Origin of the sequence: Nocardia sp. CA-136227, from assembly GCF_050955695.1 — a bacterium.
Taxonomy (GTDB): domain Bacteria; phylum Actinomycetota; class Actinomycetes; order Mycobacteriales; family Mycobacteriaceae; genus Nocardia.
Window position 1 is genome coordinate 2,325,828 of sequence record NZ_CP192081.1, and the last position, 23,792, is coordinate 2,349,619.

The window sequence follows — 23,792 nt, forward strand, 5'->3', positions numbered from 1 at the left end:
TTTCGGATGGAACACTGGAAGGGTTATGACTACCCCGTTGCCCCTCGTTTTCGACGCCCCTCGTCGCGGTATGCCGCCGCGGCATCTCGCCGACCTCGATTCGGGGGAGCGCAAGGCGGTGGTCGAGGAGCTCGGCCTCCCCAAGTTCCGCGCCGACCAGATCGCGCGCCAGTACTACGGCCGCCTGGTCGCCGACCCGGATCAGATGACCGATCTGCCCGAGGCGATGCGGTCCAAGGTCGCGGAGGCGCTGTTCCCGCAGCTGCTGACCGAGATCCGGCACATCGAATGCGATGACGGCACCACCCGCAAGTCGCTGTGGCGTGCCAATGACGGCACCCTGCTCGAGTCGGTGCTCATGCGCTACCCCGACCGCAACACCCTGTGCATCTCGTCGCAGGCGGGTTGCGGCATGGCGTGCCCGTTCTGCGCCACCGGTCAGGGCGGTCTGAACCGCAACCTGTCCACCGCCGAGATCGTCGATCAGGTCCGGGCCGCCGCGGCCGCCCTGCGCGACGGCGAGGTCGCCGGTGGACCCGGCCGCCTGTCCAACATCGTGTTCATGGGCATGGGCGAGCCGCTGGCCAACTACAAGCGCGTGGTGAACGCGGTCCGCCGCATCACGTCCCCGTCGCCGGAGGGTTTCGGCATCTCGCAGCGCTCGGTGACGGTCTCCACCGTCGGCTTGGCGCCCGCCATCCGCAAGCTCGCCGACGAGGACATGTCGGTGCGACTCGCTGTCTCCCTGCACACCCCCGACGACGAGCTGCGAGACACCTTGGTGCCGGTCAACAATCGCTGGCCGGTCGCCGAAGTCCTCGACGCCGCACGCTATTACGCGGACAAGTCGGGTCGCCGGGTGTCGATCGAGTACGCCTTGATCCGCGACATCAACGATCAGGGCTGGCGCGCCGACATGCTCGGCAAGAAGCTGCACAAGGCCCTCGGCCCACTGGTTCATGTCAACCTGATCCCGCTCAACCCGACGCCGGGCAGCAAATGGGACGCGTCCCCGAAGCCGGTCCAGGACGAGTTCGTCCGGCGTGTCCAGGCGCAGGGCGTCACCTGCACCGTCCGTGACACTCGGGGCCAGGAGATCGCCGCCGCCTGCGGCCAGCTCGCCGCGGAAGGCTGACCACACGTCGGTGTGATGACGCTCGTGGTGACGGGCGTGCGGCGGGCGCGATCGGGCCCGTCGGGTCGTAGCGGATCCTCGACCAAGTCGGGTATCCCGCATGACATTCCGTGTCAGCGAATAGTGGGTTATCACGCGGCAGGCGCCTCACGCGGTATTCTGACAGGCTGGATCGGCCCGGCGTCCGCGAGTTTGTCGTCGCAAGCAACGGCGCGACGTGGGCAGACGGGTTCGTCCTTGCAGCACCTTTCGATGCAGATCGATCTCACCGCAGATTGGAGCGTTGATGGCACTGTCCGAATCACGTTTGCCCGGTCGACTGCGATCGGCCGGGGCGCACTGATGGCCATCACCGACGTAGCGGCCTACACCCATCTGACATCCGAAGATGTTCGCGAGTTCGGAGACCGGCTCGACGAGATCAAACGATCGGTGGAGCACGACCTCGGTGAGCGGGACGCCCGCTACATCAGGAACCTGATCAGGATCCAGCGGACGTTCGAGGTCGGTGCGCGGCTGGTGCTCCTCGACTCCGGCAGAAAGAGCAGTTGGTGGCTCGGCACCGGACTGTTGTTCTTGTCCAAGGTGATCGAGAACATGGAAATCGGACACAATGTCCTGCACGGCCAGTGGGACTGGATGAATGATCCCGAGATACATTCGTCCGCCTGGGAATGGGATCACCCGATGCCGGCGGCGCACTGGAAGAAGGCGCACAACTACCAGCATCATGTTTTCGCCAACGTGATCGGGATGGATCCGGACGAGGGGTACGGGCTGCTGCGCGTCACTCGCGATCGACGTTGGCGCCCCTACCATCTGGGCAACGCGGTGTACGTCGTGCCGATCTCGATGCTCTACGAGTTCGGGATGTGCATCTATCATCTGGAGATCCCGAAGGTCGTGGCGGGACGCAAGGATTCTCAGGAGTTGCGGGGAGCCGGCGTCGAGATACTCCGCAAGGCGAGCAGACAGCTCTTCAAGGACTACGTCGCCTTCCCCGCATTGTCGACGCGGAATTGGAAATCGACCATCCGCGCCAACCTGGCCGCCAACGTCGCGAAGAACAGCTGGGAGCAGATCGTCACCTTCTGCGGCCATTTCCCCGACGGCGCCGAGAAGTTCACCCGACGCGATCTGGCCACCGAGACCCGCGGCGAGTGGTATCTCCGGCAGTTTCTCGGAAGCGCGAACTTCCCGTCCGGTCCGGTCGGGAGAATCTTGACCGGGTCATTGGGATATCAGATCGAACACCACTTGTTCCCGGACGTGCCGAGCAACCGCCTGCCGGATGTCGCCCGGCAAGTCCGGGACCTCGCCGAACAGTACGGGCTGCCCTACACCTCCCGAAGCATCGTGGTGCAGTATCTGCTCACTCTGCGCACCATCGTGATGCTGTCCTTGCCGGACCGATTTCTCGGGCTCGATGCCGAGAGCGCAACGGGATGAATCGGATATTTCGGATTCCCTTCGGGCGCAAAGGTTCTTGACCTAGCGTTTGCTTCATGTTGCAGCAACCGCTCGTAGGGCACGTGAACGAAGCCGATATCCCCTGGGTGTGGGCCGGTGATGTCGGCTTGCAGCTGCTGCGGGTGTCGCCGTCGGGGTTCGTGCTGCGCAATCGGTTCAAGGCCGGGTTCAGCCTGCCCACGCACAAGCACACCGGTGCGGTGAACGCGTACACCTTCTCCGGGGGCTGGTACTACGCCGAGCAGGGCATCCACTACACCGCCGGGACGTTCATCCACGAGCCCGCCGGGTCGGTCCACACCCTCACCGTCGCCGAGGACTCCGATGTCCTGTTCATCGTCGAGGGCGCGTTCATCGACCTCGACGCCGACGGCAATGTGGCGGGTGTGGTCGATTCGAAGACCATCCAGGACGCCTACTTCGCGCTCTGCGATGTCGCCGGTGTCGCCCGTCCGACCGGAATTCTCGAATAGCGTCCCGACCGGCGGGCTTGTTGCCCGAAGGTAGCTATGCGATCGATTCGCTCTTGCCGGGCGTCCCGTGGTTCCTACACTGGATCGAAGGCGGATGCTTGCCGGGCGTCCGATCGGCCGAGGAGCGCATGATGCCAATGCCGCAACTCACGACCATTTCCTCCTTCGTCATCGTCATCGACGGCCTCCAGATCGCGTCCTTCGCGGAACTGGGCGGCATCGTGTCGGAAATCGAACCGGTGGCCTACCTCGAAGGCGGTGGCGGCGGTCCGATCCAACTGCCCGGAAGGGTCAAGCCACCCCAGGTCACGCTGTGCCGAGGCCGCACCGGCACCGCCGACCTGTGGGCCTGGCACCAGTCGGCGCGCAATGGCCAGATGGCCATGGCGCGCCGCGACTGCACCCTGACGATGTACGACGGCGAGGGCACCCCGGTTCCGAGCTACCTGCTCGAGCACGCGTGGCCGTCCAAGATCGAGGTCTCCGCCCTGCGGGACGGCCCCGGCGAAATGCTGTACAACAGCGTCACATTGGTCTGCGAGAACCTCCAGCACATGGCCGCCTGACCCGGTCAGAGGGTGGCGATCATCTTCTGTGCGGTGGCGGCGTGGCCGTACTGGTTCGGATGGAATTGCGCGCCTTCGCCATTGTCGACGGAGGTGCCGTTGACCCAGCGGTCCGGAACGGCTTCGCAGACATCGTGGCCGTCGTACAGCTCGTAGGTGCTGAAGTAGGTGGTGCCGGGCTGCGAGCTCAGCATGGTGTTGAGACCGCCGATCACGCCGTCCCGAATCCAGTCGGCATCGGCGGCGAGCACCGGTTGGCGGCCCGCGCACAGAGACGCGTTGTCGGGCAGGATCTTCGGATACCCGACCAGCACGATGCGAGCCTGCGGCGCCTGCGTCCGAATGGCGGCGAGCAACTGCGCGAGCTTGGCCGCGGTCATCGACAGCCGCCCCGGCATCGCCGCCGCGTACTTGTTCTTGCAGCCCGCCACCAGCTCGGCGACCGCCCCGGCACTGCCGCTGGCGCTACCCGTGGCGAGACTCCCTGTTCCGCTGCCCGTTCCGATCGTGCCCGCGAGCACGCAATCCTTCACCAACTGCCCGAACCCGACATCATTGCCGCCGACCCCCAGCGTGACGAGGGTCGTGTCCGAGGTGACAGCCGACAGCTGCGTACTGGTCACCGAGTCGATGGTCGCGCCACCACAGGTGACGTCGGTGAGCGCATACCCGCGCTGCGCCGCGAACAGATGCGCGTAATTGCGATCCGACCGCGAACAGGTCTTGTCGAGAATGTTCGAGATGCCCACCCCCGCCGCATACGAATCGCCCAGCGCCACATACTTTCCGCTGTCCGCACCGGCCGGGGTGATGCCGGTCAGGCCGGCGGCGACGATCATCGCAATTGCGGACAGGCAGTGTTTCAGTTTCACGAGAGGGTCCTGGTGGTGCAGCGGGGAGGGGATCCCGCCGACCCTAGAAGATGGCCTACCGCCCAGTAGGTCGGTTTGCGCGATCGTTATCGAGCAATGTGGCGATGCGGTGGCGGTCGTCCGGGGTGGCGGGGAGTTGGACGACCATGAGCAGGTCGGGGTTGTCGACCGGGCGGAGTTGGTGGACGTCGAGGTCGAGCGGGCCGGCGGTGGGGTGGTTCAGGGTGATGGTGGCGGGGCGGAAGTCCTGGACGGGGTATTCCTGCCACCAGGTGCGGAATTCGGGGCTGGCTTCGGTCAGGGCCGTGATGAGGGCGGTGAGGTCGGGGTTGTCGGGGGTGCGGCCGGCCACGGCGCGGAATTGACCGAGGATGGCGCGGGCGGCGCGTTCCCAGCGGGGCATCATGGCGCGGGTGCGGTCGTCGGTGAACATCCACCACAGCAGGTTTCGGCGGTCGGCGGGAAGTTCGGCGGGGTCGACGCGGACGCGGGCGAAGGCGGCGTTCCAGACGACGAAGTCGAAGCGGGCGTCGTGGACGACGGCCAGGTCGGGCATCAGGGCGTCGACCAGGCGTTGCAGTCGGCCGTCGTCGATGTCCTTGCGCTCCACGGGATCCGCGAGGCCCGCCAGGGTGCGCAGGTGGCGGTGCTCGGCGGGGGACAGGAGCAGGGCGCGGGCCAGGGCGTCGACCACCTGGGGGCTGGCCGCGATCTTGCGGGCCTGTTCGAGCCACGTGTACCAGGTCAGACTGACCCCGGCGAGCTCGGCGACCTCCTCGCGCCGCAGCCCGGGGGTACGGCGGCGGCCGGGCTCCGGATCGTCGAGCAGGCCGACGTCCTTGGGGGTGAGCCGGGCTCGGTGCGCTTTGAGGAAGGCGGCCAGTTCGGAACGGTGATTGTCGGGCATCGCATCCCCTTGTGGCTAGCAGTATCGGTACCAGGACCAGGTGTCGGCGCGTCCCTAACGTCATAGGCATCAGGTGATCGGCACGGATCACCGCTCATGGGGAGAACGACATGACGAACGACAAGGGACCGGTTCTGGTCATCGGCGCGACCGGGCAGCAGGGCCGGGCGACCACACGGCAGCTGCTCGAACGCGGCTGGGAAGTACACGCTTTCGTGCGCGACCTGGAGTCGCCCGCCGCGACCGCGCTGCGCGCCGAGGGCGCGAACCTGATCCAGGGCGACCTCGACGACACCGACTCGATCAGGGCCGCCATGGCGGGCGCGTACGGCGTGTTCATGATGCTGACCATGATGGAGGGCGTCCACATCACCACGGAAGGCATTGCGGCCGAACAGCGCCGGGGCCGGGCGGTCGCGGAGCTGGCCCGGGAGCTCGGTATCGAGCACTTCGTCTACAGCTCGCTGCGCGGCGCGGGTCAGGACACCGGCGTCGAGTACTACGCGGCGAAGACCGCCATCGAGGGGTACATCCGCGAACTCGAGCTGCCCGCGACCATCCTGCGGCCCACCTTCTTCATGGACAACCTCAACGGCTTCAACCGGCCGGTGCTCGACGAGAACGGCGTGCTGCAGCTCAATCTCGCGGTGCGCGGGGACATTCCGGTCTCGCTGATCTCGACGCGCGATATCGGCGCGTTCGCCGCGATCGCCTTCGACCGGCCCCGGGAGTTCCTCGGCCGCACGGTGCCGCTGGCCGGGGACTACCTGACTCCGCCGCGGATCGCGGAGATCATCGGGGCGCACGCCGGGCTGCCCGCGCACAGCAATGTGGTGCCGCTGGAACAGGTCCGGGCGTTCGACCCGCACGTCGGGCAGATGTTCACGCACTTCAACGAGAGCCCGGACGGGCCGCTGGACCTGGCGGAACTGCGGGCCGAGCACCCGGGACTGCTGGATCTGGCCGCCTGGCTGCGGTGCGTCGATTGGAAGCCGTGACGGGACACGGTCGCCGACGGCGGTGCGGAGCTGCTGCTTCGCGCCGCCCTTTCCGTGTGCGCTCACGCCGGACCTCCCGTAACGGCGGGTCGATCGACCGACTCTAACCGGATCCGATTGCGGCGCACGGTGACTCGGAGACGATTCGGCGACCGTGATCGGGGTCCGGGCGGCTGGGTCGGGTGGAGGGGTGCGAAGTTCCGGTATCGCCGCGGTGTCGCCGGACCGCGGCGCAGCCTGGATGGCATGAACGCACAACGAAGCCGAATGGACTCGGCGACACGGCCGTTGAAGCGGGCCGCCGCGGCGGCGCGGCTGGATATCGCGGTCACCGATCTGCCGGAGCTGGGTGGTGGCTGGACCGTGGGGGAGGTGTGGCGGCTACGGCGGGAACGGCCCGATTGGCTCGACGACGCGCGGCGGCGGTTCGCCGGGCGCGGCCCGCGTGGCCGGGCCCGGGTGCGCGGGAATCGCCTCGGTCCCTCCGGCGGGCGGTGATCCGGGTGACGGCTCGGCGTGACCGGCCGGCCGCTCGATGTGGCCTGCTTCGGGTGATCGATGTGATCGGCGGGTGTGATCAACGCAGGGGGCAGGTCGGACAAAACGGTCATGTGGTGTGACTAGAGTGAACGCGCTGGAAATGGTGCTAGGCAGGGATTACGGGTGTGACTGAACCTCTACGTGAGGCGCATGAGCGGGCCAGTTGGGCGGAGTTGTTCTTCGACCTGGTGCTGGTGTTCGCGGTGACGCAGGCCGCGCATGTGGCGGTGGCCGGGGAGAGCTGGGGAGCCGTCGGGCAGACGGTGTTGCTGCTGGCGATCATGTGGTGGTCGTGGGTGGGGACGACGCTGTCGGTGCACGGGGTCGAGGATTCGAATCGGCAGCGGATCTTCCTGTTCGCGTGCGGGCTGTGCATGTTCGTGATCGCCATCGCCGCGCCGCACGCGTTCCTCGGGCGCGCGCTGCCGCTGATCCTGGCGGTCGCGCATCTGGTGCTGCGGCTGCTGCTGTGGGCCGAGATGCGGCGCAAGCGGGCGTTCTCGCAGGCGGGCGTGTTCGGCAGCTGGGTCAATCCGTTCACGATCACCCTGGTCGCGGCGGTGCTGCTGGTGATCGCGGCGCTGGTTCCGCAGGGTGGGGCGCGCAACGCGCTCTGGATCGTCGCGGTGCTGCTGGCTTTCGGCGGTCCGGCGCTGCTGGCGCGGCGGATGGAGTCGGTGCAGTTCGGCGCGACGCATCTGCCGGAGCGGTTCGCCACCTTCGTCATCATCGCGCTCGGCGAGACCGTCGCGTCGGTGGGTTCGGAAGCGGCGGAAGCGCATCTGGGCGTCATGTCGTGGATCGCGGTGGTGCTGATCTTCGTGCTCGGCTGCGGTCTGTGGTGGCTGTACTTCGCCTACGGGTTCTCCGCGGTCGAGCATTCGTTGCGCACCAACCAGGTTCGCGGCACCGTGGTGCGGGATGTGCTCAGCTACGGCCACATTCTGCTGGTGATCGGCCTGGTCGGGGTGGCGGTCGGCGCGCGCAGCATGGTCGAGCATCCGACCGGGACCGCGCACGGCGTCAACGCCTTCCTGCTGCCCATCGGCGCGACCCTGTACGTGTCGACCTTCCTGTTCACCCGCTGGCGCATGTTCGGCGCGGCCACCGTCGGCCGGTTCATCGCCGCACTGGTGCTGGCGGCGCTGACCCTCGCCTCGACGCTGCTGCCGGAGATCGTGACGCTGGCCGCGGTGACCGCGGTCCTGGTCGGCCTGAATGCCTGGGAGCACTGGGTCGTTTCGACCGGACGCCCCCTGCTGCTGATGACCCGCACGCGGGCGAGCTGACCCTCAGCCCTCGACCTCGGTCAACCGGCGGCGCAGATAGTCGCGCTCGGCGGCATTGGCGGTGAGGTCGAGGGCGGCCCGGTATTCGTCTGCCGCCGAAGCACTGCGGCCCAGCCGTCGCAGTAGATCGGCCCGGGTCGCGGTGACCTGCCGGGCTACCTCAGACCCGACCGGAGCCGCCACCGAGTCGAGCAACGCCAAACCCGCCTCGGGTCCGGAGCGCATGGCCACGGCGATGGCCCGGTTCACAGCCACCGTGGGGGAGGGGATCCGGGCCCACAACCCGTCATACAGTTCGGCGATCCGCGCCCAATCCGTCTGCTCGGGATCCGCGGCGGTGACATGGCAGGCGACGATCATGGCCTGTAACTGGTACGGACCCAGCCGATCCCGGCGCGCGGCGCGCCGCAACTCGGCCAGCCCCGCCGCGATCAGCTCCCGATCCCACCGCCCCCGATCCTGCTCCTCGAGCGGCACCAGCACCCCGTCCAGAGTCCGGGTCGCGGCTCGCGACTGCTGGAGCAGGACAAGCGCATTCAGCCCGCCCGCCTCGGGATCATCGGGCATCAACTCGACCACCAGCGCGGCCAGCCGCCGCGCCTCCGCCGCCAGATCGGGCCTTTGCAGATCGGGCCCAGCCCCGGCCAGGTACCCCTCGTTGAACAACAGATAGATCACCCCGAGCACGGCGGTGGTGCGCTCGGGCAGCAGATGCGCGGGCGGCACCCGATACGGGATGCCCGCGTCGCGAATCTTCTGCTTGGCCCGCACCAGCCGCTTGGCCATGGTCGGCTCGGGAACACCGAACGCCCGGGCGATCTCAGCGGTGGTCAGCCCGGTCAACGTGCGCAACGCCAGCGCCACCTGCGCCTCGAACGCCAGCGCCGGATGGCAGCAGGTGAAGATCAGCCGCAGCCGATCGTCGGGAATGTCGGTGCCGGACACGGCTTCTCCCGCATCGGGGATCTCGGTGCGGGCCAGTTCCCGCAGTTTCCCGGCCCCGACGCGTTCGCGGCGCAGCCGGTCGACGGCGCGGCGCCGGGCCGCGGTCAGCAGCCACGCCCCGGGCCGCTCGGGCACGCCGTCGCGCGGCCAGGTGCGCCAGGCCAGCGCGAACGCCTCTTGTGCGCACTCCTCGGCCAGGTCCCAGTCGCCGAGCCCGCCGATCAGGGTGGCCACCAGCCGCGCCCATTCGGTGCGGAAGGCGGCGGTGAGCGCGGCGTCGACCTCGGTCACAGCGTCAGCACCGGCCGGATCTCGATCTGCCCGAACCGGCTGGCGGGATGCCGGGCCGCGATCTCGATGGCCGCGTCCAGATCCGCCACCTCGATGAGCGCGAACCCGCCGATCTGATCCTTCGCCTCGGTGAACGGCCCGTCGGTGAGCAGCACCTCGTCCCCGCGCACCCGGACCGTGGTGGCGGTGTGGCTGGGGTGCAGGCCCTCGTGGGCGGTGAGCACGCCGCGGGCGAGCAGGTCGTCGAGCCAGTCCCGGAACTCGCTCATCCCGTCGTCGGTGCGGTGTTCGTCGACCCGGCTCTCGTCGGCGCTGATCAGCAAGAGATATCGCATGGTCGTCTCCTCTCACCCGCACGACGAACGGGACGGACGCGGATGGACACCACTATGCCGACCGCCGCCGTCCATGGCCGGGATTCCCGTTCGTCGATCCGGTATCGAGTCCACCCACAGACCGGAGACGACCATGCCCACCGTGACTTCCGCCGACGGCACCACCATCGCCTATCACCGCGCCGGCGCCGGCCCGGCCATCGTGTTCCTGCCCGGGGCCTTCAACGACAGCGGCACCTGCGCGGCCCTGGCCGAGCAACTCGCCGACCGCTACACCGTGGTCCGCCCGGACCGCCGCGGCCGCGGCGACAGCACCGACGCCCTCGCCCCCGCCGACTCCGGCCGCTACGACGTGCGCCGCGAGATCGAGGACCTGGACGCGGTCATCGCCGAGATCGGTGGCAGCGCAGCGGTTTTCGGCTTCTCCTCCGGCGGCATCCTGGCCCTGCGCGCCGCCGCCGCGGGCTCGCGCATCACCCGCCTGGCCCTCTACGAACCGCCGTTCGCGCTGGGCGGCCTGGCCGATCACACGCCGCAGCGGTTGCCCGAACGGCTGGCCGACCTGATCGCCCGCGGCGAGCGCGGAGCCGCCGTGGAATTGATGCAGCTCGAGGGCATCGGCCTGCCCCCGGCCGTGGTCGAACAGGTCAAGCGGTCACCGATCCGGCCGCAACTGGAGGCGATCGCCCAGACCGTGGTCTACGACGCCGCCATCTGCCGCCCGCCCAACCTGCCCACCGAGCAGATGGCCCGCCTCGATATCGAGACCGTGGTGATCAGCAGCCCCGAATCCTGGCCGGGCGTCCGCTCCGCCGCCGAGGCCCTGCCCGCCCGCCTCGCCCGCGCCCGCTACGCGGAGGTGCCCGGCGGCGCGGACCACGGCATCCCGGCCGAGGCCACCGCGAAGCTGCTCGACGCGTTCCTCGGCGCGGACCTGACCCGCTGAGCCGGACCGCGAACCACCCGGAGCCACCCGAAAATCGTTGCGCCCGCCCGGATCGTGCGACCGGCCCCGCGGGTGACCGGCCCCGTCGGTACCGTGGCGGACATGAATTCGCTGATGCACCGGATCCTGGATATCGCGCCGGTCTGGGTGTACCTCGTCGTCGCGCTGCTGGTGTTCGCCGAGGACGCGATCTTCGTCGGCTTCGTCATTCCCGGCGAGACGGCCGCGGTGCTCGGCGGCGTCGCCGCCAGCCAGGGCCACGTGCAGCTGTGGCTGATGATCGTGCTCGTGATCGCCGCCGCGATCATCGGCGACAGCGTCGGCTACGAGGTCGGCAAACAGGTGGGTCCGAAGCTGTTGCAGGCCTCGATCCTGGACCGCCACCGCGGCCGCCTGGACAGCGCCCAGGACTATCTGGCCCGCCGCGGCGGCTGGGCGGTGTTCCTGGGCCGGTTCACCGCCTTCTTCCGGGCCATGATGCCCGCGCTGGCGGGCACCTCCCGGATGCCGTACCGCCGCTTCCTGATCTTCAACGCGGTCGGCGGAATCGTGTGGGGCGCAATCTTCGTGGTGCTCGGCTTCGTCGCGGGACAGTCCTACGAGGCGGTGGCCAAGACGGTCGGCCGGGATCTGGCCCTGGGCGCGGCCGCGGTCGTGGTGGTCGCGCTGATCGTGTGGAAGTTGCGCGAACGCCGGCGCGAGCGCTCGTTCGAGGCCGACTACGAGGTCTCCCATGCGAGCCCGATGACCCCCGAGACCGACTGATTCCCATTCCCAGCGATCCCCCAGGGATCGCCGCGACCGCACCGCGCATACTGGGGCCGTGGTTCGGATCGAGACACCGCTGCACCTGAGCGGACTGGTGAGCGCCTGGCGATGGGACGCCTCGACGGCGCTGGTCGTCGCGCTGCTGGGCCTCGCCTACGCGACCTGCTTCGTGCTCGGCCGCCGTCGCGGGGAACAGCTTCCGGTGAGCCGGGCCGTGTACTTCGGCGTCGCGGGGCTGGGCGTGTGGCTGTACACCGGCCTCGGGATGCCGGGGGTGTACTCCGACACGCTGTTCTGGGTGCGCGCGCTACAGGTGCTGTTGCTGCTGTACGTGGTGCCGTTCGCGCTCGCGGCCGGAGCGCCGTTCACCGTGCTGCGCGCGGCGCTCGGCGAGGCGGGGCGGAAACGCCTGGACGCCATGCTCTCCGGCGACGTGGCCCGGCTGCTCACCCATCCGGCCACCGCGTCGATGCTGATTCTCTTGCTGCCGTGGGCGCTGTTCCTCTCGCCCTGGTACGAGGCGGTGCTGCGGCACGGCGGGGTCGACGCCATCACGCGATTCCTGGTGGTGGCCATCGGGTTTCTGTATTTCTACTCCCGCTTGCAGATCGATCCGGTGCCACGGCATTTCACGCAGGGGCTGTCGCTGCTCATCACGGTCGGCGAATCGCTCGCCGACGGCATCCTGGGCATCGTGCTGTGGCTCGGCCCGCTCGTCGCCGCCGGGTACTACGGTTCGCTCGGCCGCACCTGGGGACCGGACGTCCGCCTGGACCAGACGATCGGCGCGGGCATCCTGTGGCTGCTCGGGGATCTGCTCGGCCTGATCTACCCGCTGGTCGTGATGCGGCGATTCGCCGACGACGAGAAGCGGGAGGCGGGCGCGCTGGACGCCGAACTCGATGCCGTCGAGGCCGACGAACCGGTCTCCACGGGACTGTGGTGGGAGAACGATCCGCAGCTGCGGGACCGCTTCCGCCGCTGATTCACGACCCAATTGTGGCCTGTGTCACCGGTTCTGGCACTGAGTGATGTTCGCTATCAAAGGAGCATTTGCGGCTATTTCTCAGTACTTTCTTATTGGACGCCCGCTCAGGATGCTCGACCTGCGTCCCATCCGATCTTCCGGGCCAACCCGGTGGAATCCCGCCCGTAAGAAAGCCAGAAGTCATGCAGTTCAGCAAAATCGCCGCCACCTCCGCGCTGGTCATCTCGGCTCTCGGCGTCACCGCCGGTGTCGCCTACGCCGACCCCGCTCCGGCTCCGGCCCCCGTGCCGGTTCTGCCCTCGCTGATCGACGGCGTGAACAAGGGCATCAATCAGGTCGCCCCCGCCATCCATTGGAACGCCCGCATCGAGGGCAACGCCGTCGTCGTCGACACCGACCGGGGTTCGATGACCACCGACAACGGTCAGCTCCAGGTGCGCGACGACAACGGCATCGTGGTCGCCGCGGTCCCGCTGTCGTACACCGTCGACGATCTCGACTACCCGATCCAGGCCGGTGTCGAGGGCCTGCGCGCCACCCTGACCCCGAGCACCGATCCGGCCGCCGCGCGTCCGACCAACCTGCCCCTGCATCAGGTCACCACCGACCACCAGGCCAGCTTCGATGACGCGGTCTCGGCCGCGGCCACCGAGTTCGGCCTGGCCACCGCCATCGGCACCCTGGTCGGCACCGTCATCGGCGGCACCCTCGGCTTCCTGATCGGCGGCCTGGCGGGCGGCGGCGTGCTGTCCATCCCCGGCGCCCTGGCCGGCGCCGCGACGGGTATCACGCTGGGCGGCGCGGCCGGCCTGGTGCTGGTCGGCGTGCCCGCCGCGATCATCGTCGGCATCATCTTCCTCAACCGCATCAACAACCCGGCCGAGCAGTAGCCGTTAGTTCGCGCACCGCGACCCGCGGTCATGCCCCTCGATCGGGGTGTGACGCGGGTCGCTTCGCATTCTGGAAAGTTGCTCAGATCACCGAACAGATGATCGGCAAACGCCGTCTTTACGCAAAACATACGTTCAGGACCGTTTTCGCCACGATTTGGCAACAAATAGGCAACATTTGCTGACTTATCTTATCTCGGGTGCTCGATGAGGACCTCGCTCCCAAGAGGGAAGCGCCCAGTCTAGAAAGCGACGAAAAGTAATGCGTTTCAAGAAGTTTGCCGCCACCTCGGCTCTCGCCATCGCGGCCGTCGGCGTCTCCGCCGGTACCGCCAATGCCGCCCCGGTCGCCGCCCCCGAGGGCATCCACTGGGATACGAAGATCGAGGGTGCGTCCGTCGTCCTGAAGACCGACGCGGGCTCGCTGACCACCGAGAACGGTCAGTTCCAGGTGCGTGCGGCCGACGGCGCCGTGGTGACCGCGTTCCCGCTGAGCTACGTGACCGGCGATGTGGCCCACCCGGTCGCCGCGAAGATCGCCGGCAACACCGCGACCCTCACCCCGAACATGGACCCGGCCGCCGCCTTCCCCGCCCCGGCGCTGCCCGCTCCCGCGTTGCACGATGTCGCCAGCCAGGCCGATCAGGACGCCGCCATGTCGGCCGCGGTCAACCAGTTCGGTCTGTCCACCTCCATGGGCACCCTGCTCGGCACCGTCGTCGGCGGCGTCGCCGGTTGCGCGCTCGGCGCGGTCGGCGGTGCGGTGGCCGGTGTGGTGATCATGTCGGTGCCGACCGGCATCGCGGGCTGTGTCGCGGGTGCCGCCATCGGCATCCCGCTGGGCGCCGCCTCGGGTCTGGTGCTGACCGGTGTGCCCGCGGCCATCGCCGTCGGCATCGGCCTCTACAACCGCATGAACGCGCCGGACTCCACCCCGGCCAGCTGAGGCTCCTCGCCTCCGCGCCGCGGTGAGAACCCGGCGGACAACACAATTCGGTCCGGATCGCTCAGGGGCGATCCGGACCGAATGTCGTTGTGGGGCTTCGCGACTAGCGCGGGCGACGCGACAGGATGGAGTCGCGGATCAGGATGACCGCCAGGCCGGCCGCGAACAGCACGAGCGCGATGTAGCCGACATTGCCGGTACCCGACGAGCTGCCCTGCTGGTTCTCGAACAGCATGGTCAGCAGGATCACGACGACGACCCAGCCGGCGATGCGGAAGGTCCGGCGGGACTCGCCGCTCCAGCCCCACGCTGCGGACGGAACCTCGGCGGTGTCGACCTTGGTGACGACCTCAGAGGGGTGCGCGGGTTCCAGTTCCGTGGCGGCCACTGTGGCTCCTTTACGGCTCGAATCGATTGCTGGCCAATATCGTGACATACGACCCAGCGTCGTAGCGACCAGGGGGCGGGGGACAATAGGCGCGTGTCCGACGTTGTGAGAGTTCTGCTGCTGGGCAGCACCGGTTCGATTGGTACGCAGGCACTGGAGGTGATCGCCGCCAACCCCGACCGCTTCGAAGTGGTGGGGCTCGCGGCGCGCGGGGGTAACACCGAACTGTTGGCGAGCCAGATCGCGGCCACCGGCACCACCAATGTGGCGGTCGCCGACGAGGCCGCGGCCGCCGAACTCGGTGTGGCGCTGGCAGGTCCGGACGCCGCCACCGAGCTGGTGCGCCGCACCGACGCCGACGTGGTGCTCAACGCGCTGGTCGGCTCGCTCGGACTGGGACCCACCCTGGCCACCCTGGAATCGGGGCGGCGACTCGCCCTGGCCAACAAGGAATCCCTGGTGGCGGGCGGCTCGCTGGTGACGCGGGCGGCCACGCCGGGGCAGATCGTGCCGGTGGACTCCGAGCATTCGGCGCTGGCCCAGTGCCTGCGCGGCGGGCGCGCCGACGAGGTGTCGAAGCTGGTGCTCACCGCCTCGGGCGGGCCGTTCCGGGGCTGGACCACCGAGATGCTGGAGTCGGTGAACCCGTCCGAGGCCAAGACCCATCCGACCTGGTCCATGGGCCCGATGAACACGCTGAATTCGGCGTCGCTGGTGAACAAGGGCCTCGAGCTGATCGAGACGCACCTGCTGTTCGGCATCGGCTACGACGACATCGACGTCACCGTGCACCCGCAGTCGATCGTGCACTCCATGGTCACCTTCAAGGACGGTTCGACCCTGGCCCAGGCCAGCCCGCCCGATATGAAGCTGCCCATCGCGCTCGCCCTGGGCTGGCCGGACCGGGTGCCGGGCGCGGCCGCCGCCTGCGACTTCTCCACCGCCTCGACCTGGACTTTCGAGCCCGTCGACAACGCCGTGTTCCCGGCCGTCGAGCTGGCCCGCACCGCCGGAAAGGCCGGTGGCTGCGTGACCGCCGTGTACAACGCCGCCAACGAGATCGCGGTGCAGGCGTTCCTGGACGGTCTCATCCGATTCCCCGACATCGTGCGAACCGTTGCGCGCGTCGTGGAGTCCGCCGACCGCTGGGCCGCCGAACCCGGTAGCTTGGACGAGGTGCTCGCGGCCGATACGTGGGCGCGCGACACCGCTCGCACGATCGTGCGCGGCTGACTGCAGGAGAGGGCTCGTAACCGGATGGTCTACGCGATCGGCTTCGCACTGTTCGCCCTCGGGATCACGGCCTCGGTCGCCCTGCACGAATGCGGTCACATGTGGACCGCGCAGGCCACCGGCATGAAGGTGCGGCGCTACTTCATCGGTTTCGGGCCCAAGATCTTCTCGTGGCGGCGCGGCGAGACCGAATACGGTCTCAAGGCGCTGCCGCTGGGCGGTTTCTGCGATATCGCGGGCATGACCGCCCTCGACGAGCTCGAGCCGGAGGATCTGGACCGGGCGATGTACCGGCAGGCCACCTGGAAGCGCCTGCTGGTCATGTCCGGCGGCATCCTGATGAACTTCCTCATCGGCTACATCCTCATCGTGATCCTGGCCGTCGGCTGGGGTCTGCCCCGCTTCGATCAGCCGGCGGAAACCCAGCTCGGCAAGCTCGGCTGCGTCTCCGACATGACCGCCGACCAGAAGCTGATCGACTGCACCGGCACCGGTCCCGCCCAGTCGGCCGGTCTCCAGCAGGGCGACAAGGTCACCAAGGTCAACGACGTCCCGATCAAGACGTGGAAGGAATTCCGCGCCGAGACCGAGAAGCAGACCGGCCCCTTCACCTACACCTTCGAACGCGACGGCAAGACCATGACCGCCCCGGTCACCCCCAAGATGGCGGTCGTCTACCCGGAGAAGAACGGCACCCCCAAGACGGTCGCCAAGGTCGGCGTCGGCCAGGACTTCTACGGCCCGGTCCAGTACAACGTCCTCGCCGCCATCCCCGCCGCCGGCGCCTTCACCGGCCAGATCGCGGTCCGCACCGTCGAGTCCCTCGCCCAGATGCCCGCCAAGGTCGGCGACCTCTGGCACGCCGTCACCGGCGGCACCCGCGACCCCGAAACCCCCGTCTCGGTCTACGGCGCCTCCAAGATCGGCGGCGAAACCGCCGAACACGGCCTCTGGTCCATGTTCATCCTGACCCTGGCCTCGCTGAACTTCTTCCTCGGCGCCTTCAACCTGCTCCCGCTGCTGCCCCTCGACGGCGGCCACATGGCGGTGGTCATCTACGAGAAGCTCCGCAACGTGTTCCGCAACCGCAAGGGTCTCCCCGACGGCGCCCCCGTCGACTACCTGAAGCTGTTGCCCGCCACCTACGTCGTGGTGGTTCTCGGCGGCGCGTACATGATCCTCACCCTGGTCGCCGACATCGTGAACCCGGTGAAGCTGTTCCCCTGACGAGTTGGCTCCGGTCAGACGCTCGCGCTCACGTTCTGGGTCGCGCGCAACGCGAGATGTGACCGGCCGCGACCGGATCCCTCACGAGCGTTCGTAGAAGCCGTCGATTCGGCCGCGGGCGTGGGCTCGGGCGGCGGCCAGGACGTTCTTCGGCTTGACCGAATCGATGGGCTTGCCGTCGATATCGGTGAGGGGTTCGGTCAGGGCGAAGATCTGGAACGCGTAGCGGTGTGGGCCGTGTCCCTTGATGGGGGAGGGGCCCATGTAGCCGCGGCCCCAGTCGGAACGCAGCAGTCGGACTTCGGCGGGTGCCGTGGCCTTACCCAGTGCGCCGCGCGGCAATGCGGTGACTGTCGGCTCGAGCAATGCGACGCAGTGCACGAAGGGCGCTGAGCCGGGGGCGTCCGGGTCTTCGATGACCAGGAGCAGTTGCGCGGTGCCCTCGGGCGGGGTCGACCACGTCAGCGCCGGGGACTCGTCCCTGCCGCCGATCCGCTTCCCGGTATGGACGTCCGGCAAGGTCGATTCGTGTGCGAAATCCGCACTGGTGACAGTGATTTCCGCGGACGTGGACAGTCCCGGCCGATTCCAGGCCAGCCCCGCGTCGCCCGCGCGCCGATTCTTCAGCAGCTTGCCGAGCAGTGCCATTCGGTTCTCCCTGTGTGCTGGTGGGTTTCAGAGCTTGCGGTCTTCGGGGGAGGTGAGCCCGGACAGCTCGCGCTCGGACCGGTCGGTGCGAATGGTCTCACTCGCTCCCGTGCAGCCGTTCAGCTCGCGCCAATGCTGCCCGGATTCGGTCAAACCATAAGTGCGGCCGCGTAGTTCACCGTCGGGCCCGCGATGGCGGGAGTGCCCGCCCTCGATCGGCACCCACGGATCGCCATCGCCGTTGATCAGGATGGCCGAGACCGCGTGGGTCGGATCCACTCCCGCCAGATCGGCAGGTAGTCCACCGGCGACCGCCGCGAACACTGGAACCAGATCCCCGATTTCCAACCCCGCACGGTGAGCCATGAACGCGCCGTTGGAAATTCCGGCCACGATCGAATGCTCGGCCACCGTGTCATAGCGTTCGGCGCTCCACTCGATCACAGCGCGCAGAAACGACACATCGTCCACGCCCGCCTCATCGGCGAGCGTCGCTCCGCGCCCGTCGGCCCAGCACCCCGACCACCCCTGCGGAAACGCGACCCCGATTCCCCATCGGTCGGCATTGGTGCGAAAGGTGGTCCAGTCCCGCCATTCACGCTTCTTGCTCGCCGACTGATTGCCGTGTAGTACCAGCACGAGCGGCCGACCGGCTTCGCTGGGTGGCCGCATCAGAACCGTCCGCTCCCGCCCGCCCACCATCAGTTCGGCCGTGACCATGCCATCCACCATCGGACCCTCTCCGAATTAATACAGCCAAACTGCGCAGTCTTCCTGTACTTTATGGAGTCGTGAGCGAACTGACAAGCGATCCAGCAGAACTCGCCGACGACCTCCAATCCGTTGTCGGCGCCCTGGTCCGCCGCATGCGCGCAGCCTCACCCCGCCGAGCCATCTCCCTGTCCCAGGTGTCGATCCTCAAACGCCTCGACCGAGACGGCCCCGCCACCGTCGCCGACCTCGCCCGCGCCGACAAGATCCGTCACCAGTCCGTCGCAACGGCCGCATCCACCCTCATCGAGCGCGCCCTGATCCGCCGCACCACCGACCCCGCCGACCTCCGCCGCAAACTCCTCGAACTCACCCCCGCCGGCCGCGTCCTGCTGACCGAACGCCGCGAGGCCGGCTCCGGCCACCTGGCCGACCTCCTCGACGAACGCATGACCCCCGCCGAGCGGGCCCACGTATCGGAGGCGCTGGCCCTGCTCCGCCGCCTCGTCGACTGACCAGTCGCAAGTCGCGGTACTCGGCTGTGCCGATTCGGTGGGGGTGGACACGCCTTGCGGTGACACGGCCTGGATGGTGGCGCCGTCTAGGCTTGCCGAGCGGTATCCCTCCGTGTGGGTCTGCCCCATGTGTTGTCGAGTTGCCCATCGCGAACCGGAAGGCTCCAAGCATGCGACGTTCGTTCACCGGCGCCTTGGTCGCTACGGTCGCGGCGAATCTGGCCGGGGTGGGCTTGTGGGCCGGCGGTGCCGGACTCGGTCGCGCTCAGCCGCCCGGCACGGATGCCTCCGGTGGGGGAGTCCATGTGACGGCGTCGGTCGACAGCATCGAGGCGAGCCCGCCCGGTGACCGGACACCGAACGTCCTCATGACGTTCTCGCATGCCGCGCAGATATCCGGCGATTACTCGGTCACCGTGGACGGGGGCCCGATCACCTCGGGTGAGGCGGTCGCGGGATTCATCCTCGGCTGCGGGATCAGTGTGGACGGCGGCTTCGACGCCGATCTCGGCGCCTATCAACAGCTGGGCACAGTTGTTCCCGCTGGGGTCATCAGCCCCGCTGTCATCGGGAATCTGGGTGTGGCCGAAGGCGTGTTCGCGAACTTGGGACCCGGCCAGGTCACTGTCGCGAGAACGGAGACGGCCCGCCTGGGTGCCACCACGACGTTCCCGCTTCGCATCGCGTTCAACAATGCCGCGCTCAATATCGCCCAATGCGCCTCGCCGGTGTCGGCCGTCCCGTTCGTCACCACCACGGTGAGCACCGCCGTGGGACTCGCGCAGACCACCGCCTACGGCGATCAGTTCACCTTCTGAAGCGGTGGCCCGGTCGGAGTTGTAATCCTTCGCGCCGACGGAGGTCGAAATTCCGGGATTACCCCGATTTGCGTGAAACCTCTTGTGCGGCAAACCGAATCCCGGGTCGGGTCATTGTCGATAGGAGTTGATTCACGCATGGTTCAACGGTTGTTGGTCGGTCCGGGTACTGCGGCCGTGATCACCGCTGCGGCCGGCGTCCTGGCCCCGGCGGCATTCGCGACGCGAATCAGGTGGGTGAGCGAGCGCAGTGGATCGCCGCATCGCCGCGTGGATGATCATGCGGGAGCGCAGGTCTTCGCCGCCTTCCGTGGGTGAAAGGCGAGGTGGCCATGATCGACTGCGCGATATCCTGAGCACTCCAGGAAGCGGGACCGGCGCATGGTCGACATCGACCCATTGAAAACTCAGCGCGACGCGGTCTGTGAGATCACGGCGGAGCTGGCGGCGGCCGGATTCACCGACGCCGAGCAGATCGGGCGCGGCGGGTTCGGCCTGGTATATCGCTGCATCCAAGAGGCGTTGGACCGGACGGTGGCGATCAAGGTGCTCACCGCGGACCTCGAGGAGGAGAACCACGAGCGGTTCGTCCGGGAGCAACAGGCGATGGGCCGGCTGACCGGGCACCCGAACATCGTCGAGGTGCTGCAGGTGGGCATGACGGCGTCCGGTCGGCCGTATCTGGTGATGCCCTATTACCCGCAGGATTCCCTCTACGCCCGGATCCGTCGTTACGGTCCGCTGTCGGTGGACGAGACGTTGCGAGTGGGGGTGAGGATTGCCGGGGCGCTCGAGACGGCTCATCGGCTCGGTATCCTGCATCGAGACGTCAAACCCAGCAACATCCTGATCACCGAATATGGTGAGCCGGCGCTGACCGATTTCGGTATCGCGCGCATCCCCGACGGGTTCCACACCGCTACCGGCTTGGTCACCGGTTCGCCGGCGTTCACCGCGCCGGAGGTCTTGGCGGGTGAGGCACCCACCCCCGCCGCGGACGTCTACGGACTCGGTGCCACCTTGTTCGCCGCGCTGACCGGGCACGCAGCGTTCGAGCGACGCAGCGGCGAGCAGGTGGTCGCCCAGTTCGTGCGGATCACCACCGAGCCGGCACCGGACCTGCGCGAGCACGGTATCGACCCGGACCTAGCGGCGGTGATCGAACATGCCATGGCTCATGCTCCGGGGGAGCGGCCCTCCGTCGAGGCGTTGGGAGAGCAGTTGCAAGCACTGCAAGCCGGGCGCGGATTGCCGGTGGACGAGATGGCGGTGCGCGCCGAAGCGGGTGCCGAGCGGCAGGAGAGCACCCCGGTTCCGTTGACTCCCGTGGCCACCGGTCGCTCGCCGGCCCTGGAGCCCCTGCCGTTCGCTTCGCCGGTCAGCACAGGGTCCTTTCCTCTCGAGCTGACGAGCTTCGTCGGCCGCCGCACCGAATTGACCGAGGTCAAGTCCCGGCTGGCGAGTTCCCGGCTGGTTACCTTGGCCGGGATCGGCGGGGTCGGCAAAACCCGGCTGGCGTCGCGGGTCGCGACCGATGCACAGCGCAATTTCCCGGACGGGGTGTGGCTGGTCCAGCTCTCGGAGGTGCACGACGATGCCCTGCTGCCGGGAGTGATCGCCACCGCCGTGGGGTTGCGCCCGCAAGGGAAGCTGGTACTCGACATGCTGATCGACTACCTGGCTTCGCGACAGTCGCTGCTGGTGCTGGACAATTGCGAACACATCGTGGACGCGGCCGCGAAGGTGGTCGAGACTCTGCTGCGGGAGTGCCCGACGTTGCGGATTCTCAGCACCAGCCGTGAGCCCCTGCGCATCGGCGGGGAAACGGTCTTACACGTGCGGCCGCTGTCTGTTCCCGATCCGGATCAGCGGCCGTCGCTGCGGAGGGCGGCCCGCTCCGACGCGGTCACCCTGTTCATCGAACGCGCTGCCGCCGCCGTGCCCGACTTCGCGCTCACCGAGGACAACCTCGCCACCGTGACCGAGATCTGCCGCGGGCTCGACGGGCTGCCGTTGGCGATCGAATTGGCGGCGGCCCGATTGCGAGCATTGTCACCCGAACAGATCCTGCAGCGGCTCACCGACCGGTACGCGCTGCTGACCAGCGGCAGCCGCGGCGCACCGGACCGCCAGCAGACCCTGCAGCGGTGTATCGACTGGAGTTACTCCCTGTGCACCGCGGCCGAACAGCAGGTGTGGGCACAGCTGTCGGTGTTCGCCGGCACCGTCGAACTGGACGCTGTCGAACAGGTGTGCCGAAACGACCTCGGAGCGCCGCTGCTCGACATCCTCACCGCCCTGGTCGACAAGTCCATCCTGAACCGTGAGGAGTCGGGGTCGGTGGTGCGGTTCCGGCTGCTCGAGACGGTGCGCCAATATGGCCGCGACAAGCTCGATCAGACAGGCCGGTACACGGACCTGCGGCGTCGGCACCGGGCCTGGTACCGGCAGCTCGCCGAGCGCGCCGAGGCCGAGTGGATCAGCCCCCGCCAGCCGTATTGGATCGCCCGCCTCGACCGCGAGCAACCGAATCTGCGTGAGGCGCTGGATTTCTGCCTGACCGACACCGAGGCGGAATCCGACGCCGCGTTGTCGTTCGCGGCGGCCCTGCAGCCGTTCTGGATCGCCCGAGGCCAGCACAGTGAGGCGCGGTACTGGCTCGACCGCGCCCTCGCCGACGGGTCAGCTGCCGCTACGGCGCTGCGCGCCAAGGCGCTGTGGCACGCCAACCTGGTGGCCATCGGCCAGGACGATCGCGCCGCGGTGTCCGCGCGGGCCATGCAGGCGCAGGCACTCGCCGCAACGACCGACGACCCGATCGTGCACGCGTTCGCGGATCTCGGCCAAGCCTTTCACGCACTCAGCAGCGGCGACCCGCCGCATGCCCGCGCCCCCGCGGAAGCCGCCCTGGCGTGGTTCGCTGCGCATGGGAACGTCTATGGACAGATCTGGGCCCTGTTCGCGCTCGGATGGGTGTGCATATTTCGGGAGGACAGCGCAGCAGGCCTCTCGTACTACGAGCAGGCCCTCGCGATCAGCGAATCCCACGGCGAATCGTTTCATCGGTCGGCTGCCTTGTGGGGAGCAGCGGTTGCCGCGTGGCACCAGGGCGATAGCGAGCGGGCGCTGCGGCTGCTGCGGCAATCGATACAGATGACCAGGCAGCAGAAGGACCTGTTCATGGTCGCGCAGACCATGGAAACACTGGCATGGGTTGCCCAAGCACAGGGCGGCGCGAGGCGCGCCGCCGTGTTGCTGGGCGCCGCGAAGGCTCTGTCCCAAGCGATCAGCGCTTCCGCGATGATCTTTCCGGAACTGGTGGCCTACCACGAGAACTGTGAGCGAGCGGCGCGTCGCACGCTCGGCCGGGGACCCTTCGAGACCGCCTACCGCGAAGGCGCCGAGCTGGATCTCGACGCCGCGATCGACTACGCCCTCGGAGAGCAGCCAGCGGCCACAGCTCCCCGTCGGGGTCCTTCGGCGCAGCTGACCCGCCGGCAGCAGGAGGTCGCCACCCTCGTCGCCGAGGGCCTGACCAACAGGGCCATCGCCACCCGCCTGCACATCTCTCAGCGCACCGCTGCGGCACACCTCGAACACATCCTGACCAAACTCGGATTCACCTCGCGCGTCCAGATTGCCGCCTGGGTCGCCGAACAGAGCCGACCCGAACGCGGTTGAGGGCTCGAGCCGCTGATGAATCGCCCCGGCGCCCGAGAATCGGCTCGAACGTAGCCCGCCGTTGACCTCGAGTGCCTATCATGGCGCACGTCGGCCCCCTTCTGCGTGGGGTAGACCCCTCGGCATTGCCCCTGGGCCTTCGTGGCATTCCTCGCGCGCGGTCGACCTCGGCGTACACCGCCGCCGCGAGTTGCGAATCCAGCCCGCCCGGT

Annotated in this window: 24 protein-coding genes; 17 read left to right on the forward strand and 7 right to left on the reverse strand. The window is 68.4% G+C overall.

The annotated features are described in order from the left end of the window. Positions 1 to 25 precede the first annotated feature (25 nt). From rlmN to ACQP06_RS10490, 4 genes are all read left to right on the forward strand, one after another. Complete coding sequence (gene rlmN, locus ACQP06_RS10475; protein ID WP_433672027.1) at positions 26 to 1,135, forward strand: 23S rRNA (adenine(2503)-C(2))-methyltransferase RlmN; 1,110 nt, start codon at positions 26 to 28, stop codon at positions 1,133 to 1,135. Between the two features lie 252 nt (positions 1,136 to 1,387). Next, positions 1,388 to 2,584, forward strand: a complete 1,197-nt coding sequence (locus ACQP06_RS10480; protein ID WP_433672028.1) for a fatty acid desaturase family protein — start codon at positions 1,388 to 1,390, stop codon at positions 2,582 to 2,584. 56 nt (positions 2,585 to 2,640) lie between these two features. Next, a complete protein-coding gene (locus ACQP06_RS10485; protein WP_433672029.1) occupies positions 2,641 to 3,078 on the forward strand; it encodes a 2,4'-dihydroxyacetophenone dioxygenase family protein in 438 nt (145 codons plus the stop codon). 137 nt (positions 3,079 to 3,215) lie between these two features. Further along, positions 3,216 to 3,644 (forward strand): phage tail protein, encoded by a 429-nt coding sequence (locus ACQP06_RS10490; protein ID WP_433672030.1) that lies wholly within the window; start codon positions 3,216 to 3,218, stop codon positions 3,642 to 3,644. A gap of 5 nt (positions 3,645 to 3,649) precedes the next feature. Here ACQP06_RS10490 and ACQP06_RS10495 read toward each other — a convergent pair whose 3' ends face one another. Both ACQP06_RS10495 and ACQP06_RS10500 read right to left on the reverse strand, forming a co-directional pair. Then, entirely contained in the window at positions 3,650 to 4,516 is an 867-nt protein-coding gene (locus ACQP06_RS10495; RefSeq protein WP_433672031.1) for an SGNH/GDSL hydrolase family protein, read from the reverse strand. A gap of 55 nt (positions 4,517 to 4,571) precedes the next feature. Then, complete coding sequence (locus tag ACQP06_RS10500) at positions 4,572 to 5,423, reverse strand: helix-turn-helix transcriptional regulator (protein WP_433672032.1); 852 nt, start codon at positions 5,421 to 5,423, stop codon at positions 4,572 to 4,574. A 110-nt stretch (positions 5,424 to 5,533) separates the two neighbouring features. Between ACQP06_RS10500 and ACQP06_RS10505 the strand changes: the two genes are divergently transcribed. The 3 genes from ACQP06_RS10505 (at position 5,534) to ACQP06_RS10515 (ending at position 8,250) form a co-directional block, all read left to right on the forward strand. Then, on the forward strand, positions 5,534 to 6,421 hold the full coding sequence (locus ACQP06_RS10505; protein WP_433672033.1) for an NmrA/HSCARG family protein: 888 nt from the start codon (positions 5,534 to 5,536) through the stop codon (positions 6,419 to 6,421). A 246-nt stretch (positions 6,422 to 6,667) separates the two neighbouring features. After that, positions 6,668 to 6,919 carry a hypothetical protein gene (locus ACQP06_RS10510; protein ID WP_433672034.1) on the forward strand — a complete coding sequence of 84 codons (252 nt, stop codon included), beginning with the start codon at positions 6,668 to 6,670 and terminating at the stop codon, positions 6,917 to 6,919. Between the two features lie 167 nt (positions 6,920 to 7,086). After that, positions 7,087 to 8,250, forward strand: coding sequence for a low temperature requirement protein A (locus ACQP06_RS10515; protein ID WP_433672035.1), 1,164 nt, complete (start codon positions 7,087 to 7,089; stop codon positions 8,248 to 8,250). 3 nt (positions 8,251 to 8,253) lie between these two features. Here ACQP06_RS10515 and ACQP06_RS10520 read toward each other — a convergent pair whose 3' ends face one another. Both ACQP06_RS10520 and ACQP06_RS10525 read right to left on the reverse strand, forming a co-directional pair. Continuing rightward, positions 8,254 to 9,486: an RNA polymerase sigma factor gene (locus ACQP06_RS10520; protein WP_433672036.1), complete on the reverse strand. Its 1,233-nt coding sequence runs from the start codon at positions 9,484 to 9,486 to the stop codon at positions 8,254 to 8,256. Further along, the gene (locus tag ACQP06_RS10525) at positions 9,483 to 9,821 is read right to left on the reverse strand and encodes a YciI family protein (RefSeq protein ID WP_433672037.1); all 339 of its coding nucleotides are present in this window, start codon (positions 9,819 to 9,821) and stop codon (positions 9,483 to 9,485) included. Before ACQP06_RS10525 ends, ACQP06_RS10520 begins: the two co-directional genes overlap by 4 nt. 133 nt (positions 9,822 to 9,954) lie before the next feature. Here ACQP06_RS10525 and ACQP06_RS10530 point away from each other — a divergent pair, with 133 nt between their 5' ends. From ACQP06_RS10530 to ACQP06_RS10550, 5 genes are all read left to right on the forward strand, one after another. Next, a complete protein-coding gene (locus ACQP06_RS10530; protein WP_433672038.1) occupies positions 9,955 to 10,767 on the forward strand; it encodes an alpha/beta fold hydrolase in 813 nt (270 codons plus the stop codon). 102 nt (positions 10,768 to 10,869) lie between these two features. Further along, positions 10,870 to 11,532, forward strand: a complete 663-nt coding sequence (locus ACQP06_RS10535; protein WP_433672039.1) for a DedA family protein — start codon at positions 10,870 to 10,872, stop codon at positions 11,530 to 11,532. Between the two features lie 58 nt (positions 11,533 to 11,590). Continuing rightward, on the forward strand, positions 11,591 to 12,520 hold the full coding sequence (locus ACQP06_RS10540) for a cytochrome c oxidase assembly protein (RefSeq protein ID WP_433672040.1): 930 nt from the start codon (positions 11,591 to 11,593) through the stop codon (positions 12,518 to 12,520). A 185-nt stretch (positions 12,521 to 12,705) separates the two neighbouring features. After that, entirely contained in the window at positions 12,706 to 13,413 is a 708-nt protein-coding gene (locus ACQP06_RS10545; protein ID WP_433672041.1) for a hypothetical protein, read from the forward strand. Positions 13,414 to 13,675: 262 nt separating this feature from the next. Beyond that, positions 13,676 to 14,359: a hypothetical protein gene (locus tag ACQP06_RS10550; protein ID WP_433672042.1), complete on the forward strand. Its 684-nt coding sequence runs from the start codon at positions 13,676 to 13,678 to the stop codon at positions 14,357 to 14,359. A gap of 103 nt (positions 14,360 to 14,462) precedes the next feature. Here ACQP06_RS10550 and ACQP06_RS10555 read toward each other — a convergent pair whose 3' ends face one another. Further along, positions 14,463 to 14,747, reverse strand: coding sequence for a DUF2631 domain-containing protein (locus ACQP06_RS10555; protein ID WP_357092747.1), 285 nt, complete (start codon positions 14,745 to 14,747; stop codon positions 14,463 to 14,465). Between the two features lie 93 nt (positions 14,748 to 14,840). Here ACQP06_RS10555 and dxr point away from each other — a divergent pair, with 93 nt between their 5' ends. Together dxr and ACQP06_RS10565 are read left to right on the forward strand one after the other, a co-directional pair. After that, the gene (dxr, locus tag ACQP06_RS10560; RefSeq protein WP_433672043.1) at positions 14,841 to 15,980 is read left to right on the forward strand and encodes a 1-deoxy-D-xylulose-5-phosphate reductoisomerase; all 1,140 of its coding nucleotides are present in this window, start codon (positions 14,841 to 14,843) and stop codon (positions 15,978 to 15,980) included. 24 nt (positions 15,981 to 16,004) lie between these two features. After that, positions 16,005 to 17,207: a M50 family metallopeptidase gene (locus ACQP06_RS10565; protein ID WP_433672044.1), complete on the forward strand. Its 1,203-nt coding sequence runs from the start codon at positions 16,005 to 16,007 to the stop codon at positions 17,205 to 17,207. An 81-nt stretch (positions 17,208 to 17,288) separates the two neighbouring features. Here ACQP06_RS10565 and ACQP06_RS10570 read toward each other — a convergent pair whose 3' ends face one another. Next, positions 17,289 to 17,855 carry a YbhB/YbcL family Raf kinase inhibitor-like protein gene (locus ACQP06_RS10570; RefSeq protein WP_433672045.1) on the reverse strand — a complete coding sequence of 189 codons (567 nt, stop codon included), beginning with the start codon at positions 17,853 to 17,855 and terminating at the stop codon, positions 17,289 to 17,291. Between the two features lie 27 nt (positions 17,856 to 17,882). Further along, positions 17,883 to 18,575: an alpha/beta hydrolase family esterase gene (locus ACQP06_RS10575; RefSeq protein ID WP_433672046.1), complete on the reverse strand. Its 693-nt coding sequence runs from the start codon at positions 18,573 to 18,575 to the stop codon at positions 17,883 to 17,885. 71 nt (positions 18,576 to 18,646) lie between these two features. On the opposite strand from ACQP06_RS10575, the gene ACQP06_RS10580 reads away from it, so the two are divergent. From ACQP06_RS10580 to ACQP06_RS10590, 3 genes are all read left to right on the forward strand, one after another. Continuing rightward, the gene (locus ACQP06_RS10580) at positions 18,647 to 19,081 is read left to right on the forward strand and encodes a MarR family winged helix-turn-helix transcriptional regulator (protein ID WP_433672047.1); all 435 of its coding nucleotides are present in this window, start codon (positions 18,647 to 18,649) and stop codon (positions 19,079 to 19,081) included. A 170-nt stretch (positions 19,082 to 19,251) separates the two neighbouring features. After that, a complete protein-coding gene (locus tag ACQP06_RS10585; protein ID WP_433672048.1) occupies positions 19,252 to 19,899 on the forward strand; it encodes an MspA family porin in 648 nt (215 codons plus the stop codon). 381 nt (positions 19,900 to 20,280) lie between these two features. Next, complete coding sequence (locus tag ACQP06_RS10590) at positions 20,281 to 23,580, forward strand: protein kinase domain-containing protein (RefSeq protein WP_433672049.1); 3,300 nt, start codon at positions 20,281 to 20,283, stop codon at positions 23,578 to 23,580. Positions 23,581 to 23,792 lie beyond the last annotated feature (212 nt).

What these genes read in the sequence shown, in the direction of transcription:
- rlmN (WP_433672027.1), top strand. Translation starts at nt 26, where the DNA reads ATGACTACCCCGTTGCCCCTCGTTTTCGACGCCCCTCGTCGCGGTATG.
- ACQP06_RS10480 (WP_433672028.1), top strand. Translation starts at nt 1,388, where the DNA reads ATGCAGATCGATCTCACCGCAGATTGGAGCGTTGATGGCACTGTCCGA.
- ACQP06_RS10485 (WP_433672029.1), top strand. Translation starts at nt 2,641, where the DNA reads ATGTTGCAGCAACCGCTCGTAGGGCACGTGAACGAAGCCGATATCCCC.
- ACQP06_RS10490 (WP_433672030.1), top strand. Translation starts at nt 3,216, where the DNA reads ATGCCGCAACTCACGACCATTTCCTCCTTCGTCATCGTCATCGACGGC.
- ACQP06_RS10500 (WP_433672032.1), bottom strand. Translation starts at nt 5,423, where the DNA reads ATGCCCGACAATCACCGTTCCGAACTGGCCGCCTTCCTCAAAGCGCAC.
- ACQP06_RS10505 (WP_433672033.1), top strand. Translation starts at nt 5,534, where the DNA reads ATGACGAACGACAAGGGACCGGTTCTGGTCATCGGCGCGACCGGGCAG.
- ACQP06_RS10510 (WP_433672034.1), top strand. Translation starts at nt 6,668, where the DNA reads ATGAACGCACAACGAAGCCGAATGGACTCGGCGACACGGCCGTTGAAG.
- ACQP06_RS10525 (WP_433672037.1), bottom strand. Translation starts at nt 9,821, where the DNA reads ATGCGATATCTCTTGCTGATCAGCGCCGACGAGAGCCGGGTCGACGAA.
- ACQP06_RS10530 (WP_433672038.1), top strand. Translation starts at nt 9,955, where the DNA reads ATGCCCACCGTGACTTCCGCCGACGGCACCACCATCGCCTATCACCGC.
- ACQP06_RS10535 (WP_433672039.1), top strand. Translation starts at nt 10,870, where the DNA reads ATGAATTCGCTGATGCACCGGATCCTGGATATCGCGCCGGTCTGGGTG.
- ACQP06_RS10545 (WP_433672041.1), top strand. Translation starts at nt 12,706, where the DNA reads ATGCAGTTCAGCAAAATCGCCGCCACCTCCGCGCTGGTCATCTCGGCT.
- ACQP06_RS10550 (WP_433672042.1), top strand. Translation starts at nt 13,676, where the DNA reads ATGCGTTTCAAGAAGTTTGCCGCCACCTCGGCTCTCGCCATCGCGGCC.
- ACQP06_RS10565 (WP_433672044.1), top strand. Translation starts at nt 16,005, where the DNA reads ATGGTCTACGCGATCGGCTTCGCACTGTTCGCCCTCGGGATCACGGCC.
- ACQP06_RS10570 (WP_433672045.1), bottom strand. Translation starts at nt 17,855, where the DNA reads ATGGCACTGCTCGGCAAGCTGCTGAAGAATCGGCGCGCGGGCGACGCG.
- ACQP06_RS10575 (WP_433672046.1), bottom strand. Translation starts at nt 18,575, where the DNA reads ATGGTCACGGCCGAACTGATGGTGGGCGGGCGGGAGCGGACGGTTCTG.
- ACQP06_RS10585 (WP_433672048.1), top strand. Translation starts at nt 19,252, where the DNA reads ATGCGACGTTCGTTCACCGGCGCCTTGGTCGCTACGGTCGCGGCGAAT.
- ACQP06_RS10590 (WP_433672049.1), top strand. Translation starts at nt 20,281, where the DNA reads ATGGTCGACATCGACCCATTGAAAACTCAGCGCGACGCGGTCTGTGAG.